Raw genomic sequence first — 15097 nt, 5'->3', positions numbered from 1 at the left:
CTCTGCCGCTTTTCTGATCACAGTATAACTTTACAAAGAGAGAGAAAACAGGGCAGATAAAATAACAATAGGGATGTTTTTGGGTCACTTTTCAGAAAAGAAAAAAACAGATTAAAAAAAGACGTCCTTTTTTTAATCTGTTTCCCGCCTGATAAGAAAAACGGCAATGGCGTTGAGTGTCAGGGACTGATGGATCTCATATCTGCCGTCTATGGACTCCTCCATAAGAGAGATTGAGGGATTGCAGAAATTTTCCAGGTATTCTACAATGTCATCCTCCTCCAGAGGATTGGAAAAATTCATTTTGAGCCAGTTATTATAGAGACTGCCGTTGTCACGGTCCAGCCGTATGCTTTTGATCCGGTAGCGGCCCGCAGGGATATTCTGCAGAACCAGATTTACATTTTTTATGTTTCCGCTTCCCCTTACATTATCCAGAGACCGAAAGGGGTCTATATAACAGGGATGATACATGAGAACAGCCAGAGTTCCTCTTTTGTCCATGGTCACTAAAATATGGTTTTGGAACATGAGCACCTGCTGTTTCAAAAGCATCAGGGAGCGGAGCGTAAAAAACAGCGGCCTCCTGATATTATTATACAAAAACAGACTCAGCGGATAAGACAAAAGCGCCGGCATAGGGTTCTCCCTGCTGGAAAGATTCAGGGCAAAGGCAATTCCCGCTGTCATCTGAGCCAAGGAAAACACCATATCCGCGATCAGAGCGGTCCTGTGAAACTCACCTGCCTCCACCTGGGATTTTCCCGTGAGTGTGTTAAAGTGAGTTAAAAATATAGGCAGTCTGGCCCCTGCTTCCTCCATCCAGCCCTTCACAGCCTCCAGTCTTCTGTGATGGCAGGTTCTGTGAAACTCCTGGTATTTTACCGCGTCTGCAGGGGCCACAGACTGATTGGGGTCTGAGGTGAAGCTCAGAAAATCCACAAGCAGCAAAAACTGGTTATGCAGAACAAATTCCATTTTCTCCACAGGGTAGGGGTGTTCTCCCACAAGTATACCCGTCCTGAACTGGGAACAGATCTGCTTTATCATGGCAGCCGCCTCCAGTACAAAAGACAGTTCCCTGTCCGGCGCACAGAGTTCAAAATGCCACTGTTCCAGATATTCCTCCTCGAATCTGCCGCATACAATCTCCAACTGGCGCTTCATACGCCCTAAAATGTACTGCTGTCTTTCCCTTTTCATACCGGCAGCCTCTGCCAGCTCGATTCTCACAAAGGGAACCAGCCCCATCTGTCTCAGATTGTTTATGATCTCCGTACATTGAAAGTAATGGATCAGCTCTCTGTCCGGTACGTCATCCTTTTCAAAGAAAAAGCCATGGAACATGACATATTCAAATCCGATAGCCTTCTGTGCCTCCCGGATCTGCATCTGCACCGTGCTCTGCAGTGCCGACAAAATATGTCCTATATCCAGAATCTTCTTAGGAAAATCCACCTGGAACCTCTTGGCTGTTCTCACATTCAAAACAGCGCGTTCCGGTTCTCCCATGTCTGCCTCCGGTTCAAAGCGGCTTACATAGCGCACCAGCGCCTCCAGGGATTCCGGGGATTTTGCCCGGCCCCCTTTGTCCTGTCCGCCGGATGTCCTGGCACCTGTCTTTTGTGCCAGCGCATATTTCTTCCTGTATTCACCCGGGGAACAGCCATACTTTTTCCTAAACTGGCTGTTAAAGGTCTTGACTCCTGAAAACCCGCAGTTCATGGCAATTCGGGTAACAGGCTCCCCGGTATAGATAAGGTCGTGCACCGCAGCCTTTAAGCGGATACCCGTCAGATATTCCAGATAAGAGACTCCTGTTTCTTTTCTGAATAATTTGGACAGATACGGAACCGACAGATAAGCCTCCCCTGCAAGCTGTTCTAAAGTGATAGGGTTCCTGTAATTCTGGCTGATATAAGAGAGTATGGGATAGAGCTTTCCATCCCGGGATATATCGGTCATCTCATATGTTTCCCCGGAAATAAAATGGTGCAGCAGAGTATGCAACACCAGCAATAATTCCGATTGGAAAAGGAGCCTGTCCTCCTCACCCTGTTTTAAATAGATAAAAGCCATACGCGCCACTCTCTGCTTCAGGGATTCGTACAGGGACTCTGTCCCGGACTGCGCCCTGGCCGTACTGCAGGTATAGCGGTTTTTCAGTATTTCCGGGCAGCGGGTGCTCAGATATTCTCCGGACACACGAAGAAACAGCACGATATTCTGTCCCCGGCTCTCCACCGAGTACAATTCTCTGTGGTTAATGACCGCCAGACTGTTGCTCTCTAAAATGCCGGCTTCCCCAAAGGTCTCCAGCACCACCTGTCCCCGCAGGACAAGAAGAAAGGAAAGCCCGTCATTCAACTGATGGCTCAGGCTCTCCATATGGTCTAAATATACCTGAAAGTTATCCATTCCGGCTCTCCTTTTTCATATCCGATACTATCCTGCATTACAGAAGCAGATTCAGCAGCCCGATGATAAACCCGATCAATGCTCCCAGATTGATGACAGCATTCAGCTCTTTTTTCATGATGGACATGAGGATATTTTCCACTTCCAGCACATCCATACCGTTTACCTTCTCTTCCACTACTTTGGCGATGTGGAACTGTTCTGCCAGTTCTCCCGCCTTGTCACCCACAAATTTCACGTAGATGCTCTCCACCAGGGCGCGGATCTTCTCTTCACCCAGAGGGATGGATTCTATGAGTTCTCCGACTTTGCGGCTCTCCACAGACGCGATCTCTCCCACTACCACCGGATGGATCTTGTCATGCCCGTTCTCTCTGATATAATCCCCCACTTTTCTTCCAATGGGTTCCGCAATGGAATTGATCAGATCATCTGTGAGAAACATGGATACCATGGAGCCTTGGAATTTCTGCTTTACTTCTTTGGCGCCTTCCTCTGCAATGATGGAGCCTACATCCAGCTTGTCCAGGCCTTCTGTGATGCGGTCCGTGATAAAATCCTCCAGCTTTTCCCGCATCGCTTCATAGTCGCCCTGCTCCACATAGTGCTGCAGGAAACCTTCAACGGTATCATCGCTTTTCTGCACCTTCTGGACACCCTCGCTGATACGGCTGACAATGGTATTTTTCACACCCTCGGACAGCAGCATATCCTCCAGATCCGTCTTCGTGATCAGATGATCCCCCACAGCACTTCCCAGCGCCTTTGCCAGTCTGCTTTTTCCTCTCGGGATAATGCCCGGTGTAAAGGGCAGTGTCCAGTTCCCGATCTTCACCGGGTACAGGGGGCGAAACAACATCTTCACTGCAATATAATTCGTACAGTAGCCAATGACCGCTCCAATGAGCGGCCCGGCCAGTAAACGTAAAAAATTCATCTATATCCCTTCTATTCGTTGTGTTCAATCATGATCTTCAGTATCTCTTTGTCTGTCTGCTTCATGCCTTCCTTGCCTATGTATCCCACACAGCTAATGGTCTCAGGGGTATCCTCCTGCAGGATCCCTGTGTAAGGGGCATAGACTTTGTTCTTCATAGCCAGGTTATGAGCCATGATGGCAGCGTCCAGACTGGTGGCGATCTTGGCCGCACAGGAGATTTTCGCTCCATCGCAGATAATACCCGGTATATTGGCCAGTGTATTCTCCACTGTCATCTTGATCTGATCCAGTGTTCCACCCACCATATAGGTGAGAGCCGCACCACTGGCACAGGACGCAGACACCGCACCACAGAAGGCTGAGAGCTTGCCGATATAAGTTTTCTGGTAAATGGTCAGTAGATTGGAAAATACTAAAGAGCGGTAAAGTGTTTCCTGATCCACCTGCTTGATCCTGGCATAAACCACCACAGGTACAGAGGATGCAATTCCCTGGTTGCCGGAACCGGAATTGATGATGACCGGAAGGTCACATCCCCCCATTCTGGCCTCAGAGCCTGCCGCGGCATAGGCCTTCATCTGATTCAGCGTGGTGTCAGGATAAGACTCCACCAGAAGCTTTCCAAGCCCCAGTCCGTATCCGCCTTTCATTCCCTCATTGGCTATGGCCATATTACAGGTGATCTGTCTCTCTATTAAATGCTGTACCTTGGAAAGCTCCACCGTATCAGCAAATTCTTTGATATTTTCCATATTCAGGATGACTTTTCTCTCATCCGTGTCGTCATGCTCAAACTTTGCGGCGCCTTCCAGCAGTTCTTTTCCGTCTTTTCGGATACTGGTGATGTTGGTATGTCCGTCACGGATTTCCACCACTGCGCTGTGTTCCTCTGTATACAGCTCCAGAATAATATGGAGCACACTGGGACTGTCCAAAAATTCCACCTTACAGACACCTTTTTTCAGCATTTCTTTTGCCTTCTCAATATCCGCGTCTGTGACATCCTCCAGGACCTCCATCTGCTTCCCGGCATTTCCGCCGGCAATGCCCAGAAGTACGCCGGCCTCTATGCCAACCAGTCCTTTGGAATTGGGTATGGTGACACAGCGCACATTTTTAATGATATTGCCGCTGCACTTGGCGATGACTTTTTCAGGCATCCCGCCCAATATCTCTCTTGCCCTGGCACCGCCGTACGCAAGCGCAATAGGCTCTGTGCATCCCATGGCAGGAACCAGTTCAGATTCCAGGATTTTTATATAATCTTCTATCATTTCATTTGTCATCATTATTACCCTCTCCCAAAAAATTTTCCGCGCCAGTTCCCCCACATGCGGATCAAAAAGTATTCATAGGCCTTGTCAAACAAAAACAGGGCGATCTGGCCTCCCAACAGGAAAAACAGCAGCACTTTATCTGAAATCACACCTGCAAAAAGCAGTTTTGGAAACAGGAAAAGTGCAGGCACATACATGATATTAAAGATCACGAATTTTCCTGCTGTAAAAACCAGCTTTGGTTTTTTCATATTCTGGTGCTTTCCCAGAAAACGCCACAAGCCTTCCACAAAAAGTACATAGGCGCCCATCATGGCAAACGTAATGCAATAGAGCTTCTGAGGCGCCAGAAGAAATCCCAGAAGCAGAGTTCCCCCGAAAAATATGACCCCTGTCTTGAGGTCGTATTCTCTCACGATAATGCCCACACAGAAAGCGGCTGCTGCCAGAAAAAACAAAGTATTAAAATCCAGAACACCGCTGAGTATGATCATAACCACCGACAAGGCCATCAAAAGGCCGGATACGGCCATTTTCTTTCCGCTTACATGCATGGACAAAGATCTCCTCCCATACACTCACACAAACTGTCAGCGCACCACAGATCACAGCAGAAGTTTCCCGTACCGCAGGAAGAGCCGCCGTTGTTTGCGTAAGGACTGCCGCCGCCCTGGTATCTCTGGCTGTTCCACTGCAAGCGGTTCACCAGGTTGGAATACTCCGGATTGCCCGGTTCCATGGAAGATGCCTGTCTTGCCAGATTCAGGGCATTTACATTGTTACCCATTCCCATATTGGCCACTGCGCTCAGATAATACCACTGGGCGTTCCTGTTCTGTATACGGGAAAGCACATTGAGCGCCTGCTGGTACTGGCGGGCGTTCAGATAGTTGGCTGCTGCCTGAAGCTGCATATTGTCTTCCGAGGACGCATAATTCTGCTGGCTGTATCCTCCGGAGCTGTAGCTGCTGCCTGCGCTGCTGCCGTAACCGCTTTGGTAGCCTCCGTCCCTCTCACGCATGATCTGGTCATAGGCCTCCTGTACTTCTTTGAACTTTTCCTCTGCCAGCCCTGCCAGCGGATTATCCACATAGGAATCGGGATGGTATTTTCTGCTCAAATCCCGGTATGCTCTTTTAATTTCGTCATTGCTGGCGTTTTGTGATACACCCAGCACTTCATAAGGATTGTTGATCATGGTTCTCTTTTATCTCCTGTCTTTCTTTTTTTAATTTATTATATTTTGACCAGACTCCTGAATAGATAATATTCCGGAGCAGTTCAGACTCCTTAATACAGGGAAGCTTCTCAAAGGCACCGCTGGCTTCAGCCATCATCATGAGAAGAATGTCATACACTTCCCTCTCATACCCTTCCTTATCCTCTTCATACGATTCATAGAGAGTTTTCAGCGGGTTATAGCTGCCCTTTTTTATATCTTTTTCCAGGTCATCATAGGCATCCATAATATATATGAACTTCCCAAGATAGAAACCGAATTTTCTCAAATATTCTTCCCAGACATCCTCCCGGATAACAAAAATTTCTGCCATCAGCTCTCCGAAACAGCCGGCCACCAGATCCAGGTCCGTCTCTTGCTGCTTTTCATACTCTGAGAGTCTGCCAAGCTGCTTTCTGATCACTTTACTCTGTCTTTGGTACTCCTGACAGATCTTTTTAGCTTTTTTCTTAAATAAATGAACGCCAGTCAGCCCTTTCATGCTCTTATCATCCTGCCAGTCGTCTGCAAAATGGTAAAAGGAAAGCAGAATATTCATCTTGGCTCCGTACTGTGTGATCTCATTCTGGAGCATGGGGATCTTCTTCACAGGGTGCACCGGGCACCGGGAACTGATCTCCCTGGTCTCACTCTCATAAAGAGATGTAAGAAGCACCACCAGAAATGTCATATCATACGTAAGGGTCATTCTTCCCCGAAATCCGTATTCCTCTTTGAGTGTCCTGCAAAGACCGCAGTAATATGCCTTGTACTGATAAAATTCTTTCACTTTCAGCTCCGGTTTGTCCACCGTCACATATCCAAACATATGATTTAGCTGCCTTTCTCCTGCCTGCTGCTGCAGGTACTTACTTCTTGACATAATCTATATTATTATACTATAAGTTTCTGAAAAATACTATCCCCACATTGACGTAACTTCATTTTTTCGATATACTAATATACTGAAGTAACGGTTCAAACAGGCCTGCGCACTTACTGCGCCAGCCATATGAACCTATATTATCGGCAGATATAGGGCTGTCACGAACTGAAAAAACACGAAAGAAGGCATTTTTTACAGATGAAACCGGAAGATATGAACATTCCTCCCCAGGAATTTGATGTGCGTTTTCCTGAGCGGTTTATAAAAAATACAGATTACTACAATTCTCTCATGATGATGTACCGCTGTGCCATTCGGGAGATACAGACCAAACTGGAGGTACTGGATGATGAATTCTCTGTAAAGTACAACCGCAATCCCATCTCCTCCATCAAGACCAGGATCAAAAAGCCCATGAGTATCTACAGCAAGCTTCAGAAGCTGGGCTATGAATTCACGGAGACCAATATCCGGGAACAGTTAAACGATGTGGCAGGGATCCGTGTCATCTGCTCCTTCATAGATGACATCTATACGGTTGCCAATCTTCTGGCTGAACAGGACGATATTAAGATCATCCGCATCAAGGATTATATCCTGAACCCTAAGCCCAATGGCTACCGAAGCTATCACATGATCGTAGAGATTCCTGTATTCTTCGCAGAGGGGAAAACTCCCATGCGTGCCGAAGTGCAGATACGGACCATAGGCATGGATTTCTGGGCCAGCCTGGAACACCAGCTCCGCTACAAAAAAGAGCTGGGCAGCAACAAAGACCATGAGCTTATCAGCATGGAACTTCTGGAATGTGCCCACACCATCACAGCGGTGGACAACCAGATGCAGAATATTAAAAAGATGATCGGGGAACTGAACTGACGAGTTCCCCGATCATCTTTTATTTATGATAATAGGAAGCCCCCAGTGTGTGCTCTCTATTATTCAGCGCCGGAAACAAACTTGTCAAGAAGCGTTTCACAGGCGTCATAGTAGGCTGTCTTCTCTTCATTCTTCTCCATCTTGGTTCCTTCCAGGCTGCGCATTGCCACATATAGATCCTTCACGGACGCAGGTTCTCCCATCTCCGCATAGGCAGCACAGTCCTCCACCTTGGCAAAGTCCTCCAGTTTTTCCGGAAAAACACCGGCGTCCTTGAACTTTTCAAAATTCTGCTGGCTGATAAAGAAGATCATGCTTGTCCCTTCCTGCAGATCCACTGTCATCTTCGTCTGTCCTGCTGCCAGCATCTGGGGATCATATCCCTGGGCATCGTCCGGGGGCAGTACATAGTTCTGGATCTGTACATGGACTTCCCCGTCCCCGTTCAAATCCTCTGCATTGGCCTCAAAATAACTCTGCAGAGCCTGGCTGTCCTCGTCAGCTATCATATAATCTGTGACAAAGGCAATGTCATAATCATAGTCTACTTTGCTCAGCATATCCTTGACAAATACGACCACCATAAAAAGCAGGAAGGCCCCGATCAGTACATGGAACTTATAATAGTACCAAAAATTGTCAACTTTTTTTCTTGTTTCGTCTTTCATCTGTGGTTTCTTCATTTATTCACTCATCCGTCCTTTTTTTGTGCTGATTTAGATTTTATCACTTCTAAATTGAGAAAGGAAGAGGTTTTATAAGACTTTATGGAGATTTTAGAATTACGGCTGTTCACAGCAAAGACTGTAACTTATGGCTTGCTATTTTCCTGACTTGTGATATTATGGTAAAGGATTTTCAGAAATACAATTAATTGGAGATTAAAATATGAAGAATCTGACTCAGGGAAACCCAACCAAACTTATGCTCTCCTTTGCCCTGCCTGTGTGTCTCGGCAATCTGTTCCAGCTCTTTTACAGCCTGGCTGACACAAGGATCGTGGGAAGCACACTGGGGGAATCCTCTCTCGCCGCAGTCGGCGCCACCACAGCCATCAGCACTCTGCTCATCGGCTTTCTGCAGGGTCTGACCAACGGCTTTTCCATCATTGTTTCCCAGAGCTTCGGCGCTGACAAAAAAGAACGGCTGAAAAAAGCGGCTGCCGGAACCTTTCTTCTGGGCTTTCTCACCACAATAGTCCTCACCGCAGTCTCCCTTTTAGGGCTGAACGGATTTTTATCCCTGCTGCAGGTTCCCAGCCATCTTCTCTCGGAAGCATCAGGGTACATAAGGATCATACTTATGGGTATGCTCATCACCATGCTCTACAACGCGCTGGCGGGGATCATGCGGGCCGTAGGCGACACAGTGGCACCTCTTCTATTTCTGGTCTGCGCTGCCCTTCTGAACGTGGGGCTTGATCTGCTGTTCATCCTGCAGTTCCATATGGGGGTAAGAGGTGCTGCCCTGGCCACGGTTCTGGCCCAGAGTGTCTCGGTTGTACTGAGCTTTGTCTATATGTGGAAACGCTATCCGGTCTTTCGCTTAAAGCCTGCGGACTTCAGACTGAGCAGGACCATGATAAAGGTCCTTTACTCCTCCGGGCTGTCCATGGCTCTGATGATGTCCCTGGTATTTTTCGGTACCCTGGCTCTTCAGTGCGCTATCAATACCTTCGGCACGGAAATCATTGTGGCACATACAGCCGCCAGAAAAATCTGTGAATTTTATTTCCTGCCCATCTCCGTCATGGGTGTGACCATGGCTACCTTCTGCGGACAAAATTTCGGTGCCGGAAAATTCGACCGGGTAAAAATCGGTATCCGCCAGGCTCTTTTCATCACATGGGCATGGACCTTTGTTGTCATCTTCTTAAGCTACACAGCAGCCCCCTTCCTGATCCATCTGGTCACAGGAAGCAGCAGCCCGGTGGTCATAGAAAACGCCTCCAAATACCTGCGGATAAATTCCCTTCTGTATTTTGTCGCCTGCGGGATCAATATCCTCAGAAATGCCCTGCAGGCCATTGGGGATCACATCACTCCTGTCATATCCAGCTTCATAGAACTGGCGGGAAAAGTGCTGATCGCGCTGTTTTTAACACCTATCCTGCAGTACATGGGGATCATCATTGCGGAGCCCATCATCTGGTGTCTTATGATACTGCCCCTGATTTTTAAATTCCGCCGTCTGTGCAGGACACAAAATCAAAGACAGCGCATATAATAATCATAAAGCGATTCAAGGAGTCACCATTTGGCATATAAAATTGTAATAGACGCCGGGCACGGCGGAACGGATCCCGGCGCTGTCTATAAGGGCAGACAGGAGAAAGATGACAATCTCCGGCTGGCCCTGGCAGTAGGCCGGATTCTCTCCCAGAACGGGGTGGATGTGGTGTACACCCGCACCACCGATGTATATCAGACACCATTTGAGAAAGCCCGCATCGGAAACGACGCCGGAGCGGACTGGTTCATCTCCTTCCACCGCAACTCAAGCCCCCAGCCCAACCAGTATTCCGGTGTGGAATCCCTGGTCTATGACCTGTCGGGACAAAAGGTTGACATGGCGGAAAACATCAACGGAGCACTGGGAGAACTGGGCTTTAACAACCTGGGCGTGAGAGCAAGACCGGGCCTGGTAGTCCTTCGGCGCACACGGATGCCGGCGGTATTGGTTGAGGTTGGTTTTATCAACAACGACAAGGACAATGCCCTGTTTGACGAGAGATTCGATGAGATTGCCCAGGGCATTGCCTACGCGATCCTGGGAACACTGGAGGAGGAAGAGGTGGAGAAACCGCCTGCCGGGGAACCGGTGCTCTACCGGGTGCAGGTTGGCATGTTCCGTGAAAAACAGTATGCCGATAATCTGCTCTATGAACTGCAGGACCAGGGATTTCCGGCTTACATTTTAAACGAAGACGGCTTTTACAAAGTACAGGTAGGCGCTTATCAGTACCTGGCAAATGCCGTCAGGATGGAACAGACCCTGCGCCGGGCAGGATACAGTACCTGGATCACCACCTGATAAAAAGGGGGATGCCTCACCGGCACAGAATAAAAAGCCGGTATGAAAAAAGATGTCTTCTGCTGTATGGCAAGGAGACATCTTTTATTTATATCACTGATACGAGCATTTTCTCACATGGAATCTGCCCGCTCTTCCACATTCTTTTTAAAATTGATCACTTCATGGTCATATTCCCCGCTCATAAACTGGGAGTGGATCATGAAATCCGCAGTGGCCTTATTGATGGCCATGGGGATATCATAGACCTGCGCAATACGCATAAGAGCCTTCACATCCGGATCGTGAGGCTGCGCGGTCAGAGGATCTGAGAAGAACACTACAAAGTCAATGACACCTTCCACGATCTTGGCTCCGATCTGCTGGTCACCGCCCAGAGGACCGCTGTTGTATCCCTTGATGCGAAGGCCTGCTTTGTCCGCGATCAGCCTGGCTGTTGTGCCGGTTCCGTAAAGACTGTGATTCTTCAGTATATCATAATTCTCTTTGCACCATTCTATCAGTTTCGGCTTTTCATTGTCATGTGCGATCAGCGCGATATGTTTCTTTTTCCCTATTGTAAATGTTATAAATTCATTGTCCATGTATCTTAACTCCTTTCAGCTATCTGTATGGTTTCCGGTTCCGGCTGCTGTTTACAGGCCTGCCCGCGGACAGTGACCGGTTCCTCTGCTGTTTTTTTATCATAACATATTTTACTTGTCCTCACAACGGGAAACTGCTACAATAATTGCAAAGAAGGAGAAGCCTATGTACTATTTTATCATCAATCCCCGCTCCCGTTCCGGCAAAGGACAGGAGATCTGGGACAATGTCAAAAAACGTCTGGATGAAGAACATCTGGAATATGAAGCCTATTTTACCCAGCGGCACGGACATGCTGCTGAACTGGCTCATCAGATTGCAGCCCTCTCCATTCCCTGCACATTGGTTGTTGTAGGCGGAGACGGCACAGTGAATGAGGTGGTCAACGGACTTGTGAAAACCGTGTACACCCATATTACCCTGGGATATATCCCCACAGGTTCCGGCAATGACTTTGCCAGAGGCCTTGGGCTTACCAAAGATACAGACAAAGCAGTGGAACAGATCCTGTCCCCCGCATGTATTGAGAAAATGGATATCGGAATTGCGCGGTCGGATGGGGAAAAGCGCTGTTTTCTCATCAGCGCCGGCATTGGCTTTGATGCCTCCATCTGTCACGAGGCTCTCAATTCCGGCCTCAAGGATTTTCTGAACCGATACCATCTGGGCAAGCTTACCTATGCGGCGATCGCTCTGAAACAATTGTTTCTCTACCGCCCCTGCCGCGTGGATATCCGCCTGGATCAAAAAAAGATATTGCGCTTCCCCCGCTGCTTTTTTGTAGCCGGCATGAATCTGAAGTATGAAGGAGGAGGCTGTAAATTTTGTCCGGACGCAGATCACACGGATGGAAAGATCCACATCTGTGTTGCCGGAAAGCTCTCCAAGCTGAAGATCATTACCATGCTGCCCACTGCTTTTATTGGGAAACACACGTGGTTCAGAGGCATACAGATAGAACAGGGGCATGTGGTGGAGATCATCAGCCAGCGTCCTCTCCCTGTACACTGCGACGGAGAGTCTTTTGGGTTTAGGAATTCCCTTTCCCTCAGAACCGCCCGGGAACAGATTTCTGTCATTACCAGATAGCTGAAAGAAGGTTTAACTTATGAAATTACTGCTGATAACTGCTGCCATTATACTTCTCGTTTTTTTACTCTACTTCTATTGCATCATGCCGCGTTTTACAAGGAAATCCCAGACCCGCGCCTTTATGCACAGGCTTTTTGCGCACAGGGGGCTGTTTGACCCCAAAGAAGGCATACCGGAGAATTCCCTGCCGGCATTTGAGAGGGCCGTTCTCTGCGGATATCCCATTGAGCTGGATGTTCAGATCACCAAAGACGAGAAAATCGTAGTTTTCCACGACTATACCCTCGGCCGCATGTGCGGCATTGACCTCCCTCTGGAAACAAAAACCTATGAGGAGCTTCAGAGACTTTCCCTCCAGAATACAGGCGAGAAGATTCCTCTCTTTTCTGATGTACTGAAGCTTGTGGACGGACGTGTTCCTCTGCTGATCGAGATAAAACTTCACTCTCACCACACATATCCTTGCCTTCTTGTGGATAAACTGTTACAGGGGTATAAGGGCAGCTACTGCATAGAATCCTTTAATTCCCTGGCCCTTTTCTGGTACCGCCGCAATCGGCCGGATGTTGTGAGAGGACAGCTCTCCTCCAATCTCACAAGCCCTGTGGCTGAGGGTGGATATGTACTGAGCTTTCTGGTCAAACACCTGCTCACCAACTGTATCGGCCGTCCTGACTTCATTGCCTACTGCTATAAGGACAGCCGGAACCTGAGCTTCTGCCTGAACCGCCATCTGTACAAAACACCTGTGTTTGCCTGGACACTGCGCACACCGGAAGCCTACGAAAAATACAAAAAACGTTTTGACTCCGTTATTTTTGACAGTTTTCTTCCCCGCAGACAGGCATGACCAGATGTTTTTTCCAGAGTGTGAATTGGATGTGAAGCTTTTCTGAATTTACTGTAAATCCCATTGTTATCCTGATTTTCCTGTGCTATAATTGGCAGGACAAAGAAAGGCTTTGGCATCGAAAAGAAGGTGATTAAGTGAATCTGGTTAAAAAATACAAACATACCTGGATCATCCCAGTATACGGCATCTTTTATCTTGCGGCATTCCAATACCTGGAGCAGCGTGATATCCGGCCCCATATCATCCATATGAAGATTGATGACTATATCCCCTTCTGTGAATATTTCATCGTCCCGTATCTGTTGTGGTTCGCCTACATCGCAGTGACTGTTTTATACTTCTCATTTTTTAATGACAGCAAACGGGAATTTTACCAACTGATATTTACCCTGGGAGTGGGCATGACACTGTTCCTGGTGATCTCTTATATTTATCCTAACGGGCAGGACCTGCGTCCCAAGCTTTCGGGTGACAGTATCTTCATTGAACTGGTGAGGCATTTATACAAGATCGATACTCCAACTAATATACTGCCCAGTATCCATGTATTTAACTCCGTGGCCTGCTGCACAGCTGTTTTCAAAAACGCAAGAGCAAAAAGGCATCCCCTGCTGCTTGGCAGTACCCTGCTTCTGACCATTCTTATCGTGATGGCAACCGTATTCCTGAAGCAGCATACACTTGTGGATGTAGTTGCGGCATTTGCGCTGAATGTTTTCTGTTACCAGATGTTCTACAAGGCACATCCTGCACGGCAGAAACAGCCGGCTTTTGTAAAATAGCTTTTAAAATTTTCACAAAAAAAGGACACTCCGCTTTTGGAATGTCCTTTTTTTCATACTAACAGCGCCTCCGTATGGCGACTTCTTTCATTCTTTTGACTCTTGATTTTTCTTTAATTGAAACCATAGAATTTCTGCACTACTTTATAGATCGCCACAGAAATATTTCTTCCGCTCCATCCCGGCAGATTCACGCTTCTACCTAGGATACCCAGGCGGAGCTTCCTGTAAATATGGATATCTTCATTTCTCAGATATTTCCACAAATCCTTTTTCTTTTCCAAATTTTCCTCCGTGCCGGAGCGTATCAGCATAATAGAGGAAACCGCGGTGATAATGTCCAGGTAACGGAGGAGATACTGCCGCAGATGCTTGTCACTGACCCTCTTTCCCGCCACAGAATCGATCATGAGACGGTTCACCAAAAGCTGCTGGTCAATTCTGCGTATCATCACGTCCTCATGCACTGACTGGTCCTCCCTGCCGATAAAATATCGGTAAAAATTCACGTCCATATAGTACATGGTCTTCACCGAAGGCAGCGGCTGATAGACAAACAGGTTGTCCACGTAAAAGGTGTGTTTCGGCAGCTCCAGACCGCACTCTCTGAGCAGTCCGGTGCGGTAGATCACCGAATGCATCAGAATATATTTTCCCACCGGCATCTTGCTGATCTCCTCCCAGGTGAAAATTTTTCCCTGCGGAAGGTATTTCTTATAGCGCATGACTTTCTTCCGTCTGGCGCCCTGCTTTTCATAGACAAAATTGCTGATCATCATATCCAGGGTCTGAGGCCCTCCCACTATCTCTGAGAGCTTTGTCAGGATCGCCTCATAAGCCTCTTTGTTCACCCAGTCATCGCTGTCCACCACTTTAAAAAAAATTCCGGTGGCGTTTTTAAGGCCTGTGTTCACAGCCTCCCCATGGCCGCCGTTCTCCTGATGTATAGCCTTTACAATGCCCGGATATCTGGCGGCATAATCGTCTGCGATCTTTGCCGTGTCATCCGAGGAACCGTCATCCACGATCAGTATTTCTACCTGATCCCCGCCTTCCAGCAGGGAATCCACGCATTTTTCCATGTATGCCTGTGAATTATAGCAGGGAACTGCTACGGACAATAATTTCATTTA

The 15097-nt window shown here is 47.8% G+C and carries 15 protein-coding genes; 6 read left to right on the top strand and 9 right to left on the bottom strand.

The annotated features are described in order from the left end of the window. Positions 1 to 132: 132 nt before the first annotated feature. From BLCOC_RS11050 to BLCOC_RS11025, 6 genes are read right to left on the bottom strand one after another with little or no spacing between them, the layout of a single operon-like run. A complete protein-coding gene (locus tag BLCOC_RS11050) occupies positions 133 to 2418 on the bottom strand; it encodes a helix-turn-helix domain-containing protein (protein ID WP_115625306.1) in 2286 nt (761 codons plus the stop codon). Between the two features lie 37 nt (positions 2419 to 2455). Next, positions 2456 to 3355, bottom strand: a complete 900-nt coding sequence (locus BLCOC_RS11045) for a DUF445 domain-containing protein (protein ID WP_115625305.1) — start codon at positions 3353 to 3355, stop codon at positions 2456 to 2458. Between the two features lie 11 nt (positions 3356 to 3366). After that, complete coding sequence (locus BLCOC_RS11040; RefSeq protein WP_115625304.1) at positions 3367 to 4647, bottom strand: L-cysteine desulfidase family protein; 1281 nt, start codon at positions 4645 to 4647, stop codon at positions 3367 to 3369. 2 nt (positions 4648 to 4649) lie between these two features. Beyond that, the gene (locus tag BLCOC_RS11035) at positions 4650 to 5189 is read right to left on the bottom strand and encodes a hypothetical protein (RefSeq protein WP_115625303.1); all 540 of its coding nucleotides are present in this window, start codon (positions 5187 to 5189) and stop codon (positions 4650 to 4652) included. Beyond that, complete coding sequence (locus BLCOC_RS11030) at positions 5180 to 5833, bottom strand: J domain-containing protein (protein WP_115625302.1); 654 nt, start codon at positions 5831 to 5833, stop codon at positions 5180 to 5182. Before BLCOC_RS11030 ends, BLCOC_RS11035 begins: the two co-directional genes overlap by 10 nt. Then, positions 5814 to 6683, bottom strand: a complete 870-nt coding sequence (locus BLCOC_RS11025) for a DUF5685 family protein (RefSeq protein WP_115625301.1) — start codon at positions 6681 to 6683, stop codon at positions 5814 to 5816. The genes BLCOC_RS11030 and BLCOC_RS11025 overlap by 20 nt, the downstream gene beginning before the upstream one ends. 255 nt (positions 6684 to 6938) lie before the next feature. Here BLCOC_RS11025 and BLCOC_RS11020 point away from each other — a divergent pair, with 255 nt between their 5' ends. Further along, on the top strand, positions 6939 to 7619 hold the full coding sequence (locus BLCOC_RS11020) for a GTP pyrophosphokinase (RefSeq protein WP_029469564.1): 681 nt from the start codon (positions 6939 to 6941) through the stop codon (positions 7617 to 7619). A gap of 59 nt (positions 7620 to 7678) precedes the next feature. Here BLCOC_RS11020 and BLCOC_RS11015 read toward each other — a convergent pair whose 3' ends face one another. Continuing rightward, on the bottom strand, positions 7679 to 8302 hold the full coding sequence (locus BLCOC_RS11015) for a hypothetical protein (protein ID WP_018596027.1): 624 nt from the start codon (positions 8300 to 8302) through the stop codon (positions 7679 to 7681). A gap of 205 nt (positions 8303 to 8507) precedes the next feature. On the opposite strand from BLCOC_RS11015, the gene BLCOC_RS11010 reads away from it, so the two are divergent. Together BLCOC_RS11010 and BLCOC_RS11005 are read left to right on the top strand one after the other, a co-directional pair. Then, positions 8508 to 9845 (top strand): MATE family efflux transporter, encoded by a 1338-nt coding sequence (locus BLCOC_RS11010; RefSeq protein ID WP_018596026.1) that lies wholly within the window; start codon positions 8508 to 8510, stop codon positions 9843 to 9845. A gap of 30 nt (positions 9846 to 9875) precedes the next feature. Continuing rightward, positions 9876 to 10652 (top strand): N-acetylmuramoyl-L-alanine amidase, encoded by a 777-nt coding sequence (locus tag BLCOC_RS11005; RefSeq protein WP_029469566.1) that lies wholly within the window; start codon positions 9876 to 9878, stop codon positions 10650 to 10652. A 113-nt stretch (positions 10653 to 10765) separates the two neighbouring features. Here BLCOC_RS11005 and BLCOC_RS11000 read toward each other — a convergent pair whose 3' ends face one another. Beyond that, positions 10766 to 11236 carry a methylglyoxal synthase gene (locus BLCOC_RS11000; protein WP_029469567.1) on the bottom strand — a complete coding sequence of 157 codons (471 nt, stop codon included), beginning with the start codon at positions 11234 to 11236 and terminating at the stop codon, positions 10766 to 10768. Positions 11237 to 11402: 166 nt separating this feature from the next. Here BLCOC_RS11000 and BLCOC_RS10995 point away from each other — a divergent pair, with 166 nt between their 5' ends. The 3 genes from BLCOC_RS10995 (at position 11403) to BLCOC_RS10985 (ending at position 13964) form a co-directional block, all read left to right on the top strand. Next, positions 11403 to 12326, top strand: coding sequence for a diacylglycerol/lipid kinase family protein (locus BLCOC_RS10995; protein ID WP_115625300.1), 924 nt, complete (start codon positions 11403 to 11405; stop codon positions 12324 to 12326). A 19-nt stretch (positions 12327 to 12345) separates the two neighbouring features. Beyond that, positions 12346 to 13179: a glycerophosphodiester phosphodiesterase family protein gene (locus BLCOC_RS10990; protein WP_029469569.1), complete on the top strand. Its 834-nt coding sequence runs from the start codon at positions 12346 to 12348 to the stop codon at positions 13177 to 13179. Positions 13180 to 13316: 137 nt separating this feature from the next. Next, entirely contained in the window at positions 13317 to 13964 is a 648-nt protein-coding gene (locus tag BLCOC_RS10985; protein ID WP_018595995.1) for a phosphatase PAP2 family protein, read from the top strand. 113 nt (positions 13965 to 14077) lie between these two features. On the opposite strand, the gene BLCOC_RS10980 is transcribed toward BLCOC_RS10985, so the two are convergent. After that, on the bottom strand, positions 14078 to 15094 hold the full coding sequence (locus BLCOC_RS10980) for a glycosyltransferase family 2 protein (RefSeq protein WP_029469570.1): 1017 nt from the start codon (positions 15092 to 15094) through the stop codon (positions 14078 to 14080). Between the last annotated feature and the right edge of the window lie 3 nt (positions 15095 to 15097).

It is taken from the genome of Blautia coccoides (genome assembly GCF_034355335.1).
Taxonomy (GTDB): domain Bacteria; phylum Bacillota; class Clostridia; order Lachnospirales; family Lachnospiraceae; genus Blautia; species Blautia producta.
The sequence above is the reverse complement of the archived record's forward strand: the minus strand, read 5'-3'. Positions and strand labels throughout refer to the sequence as shown.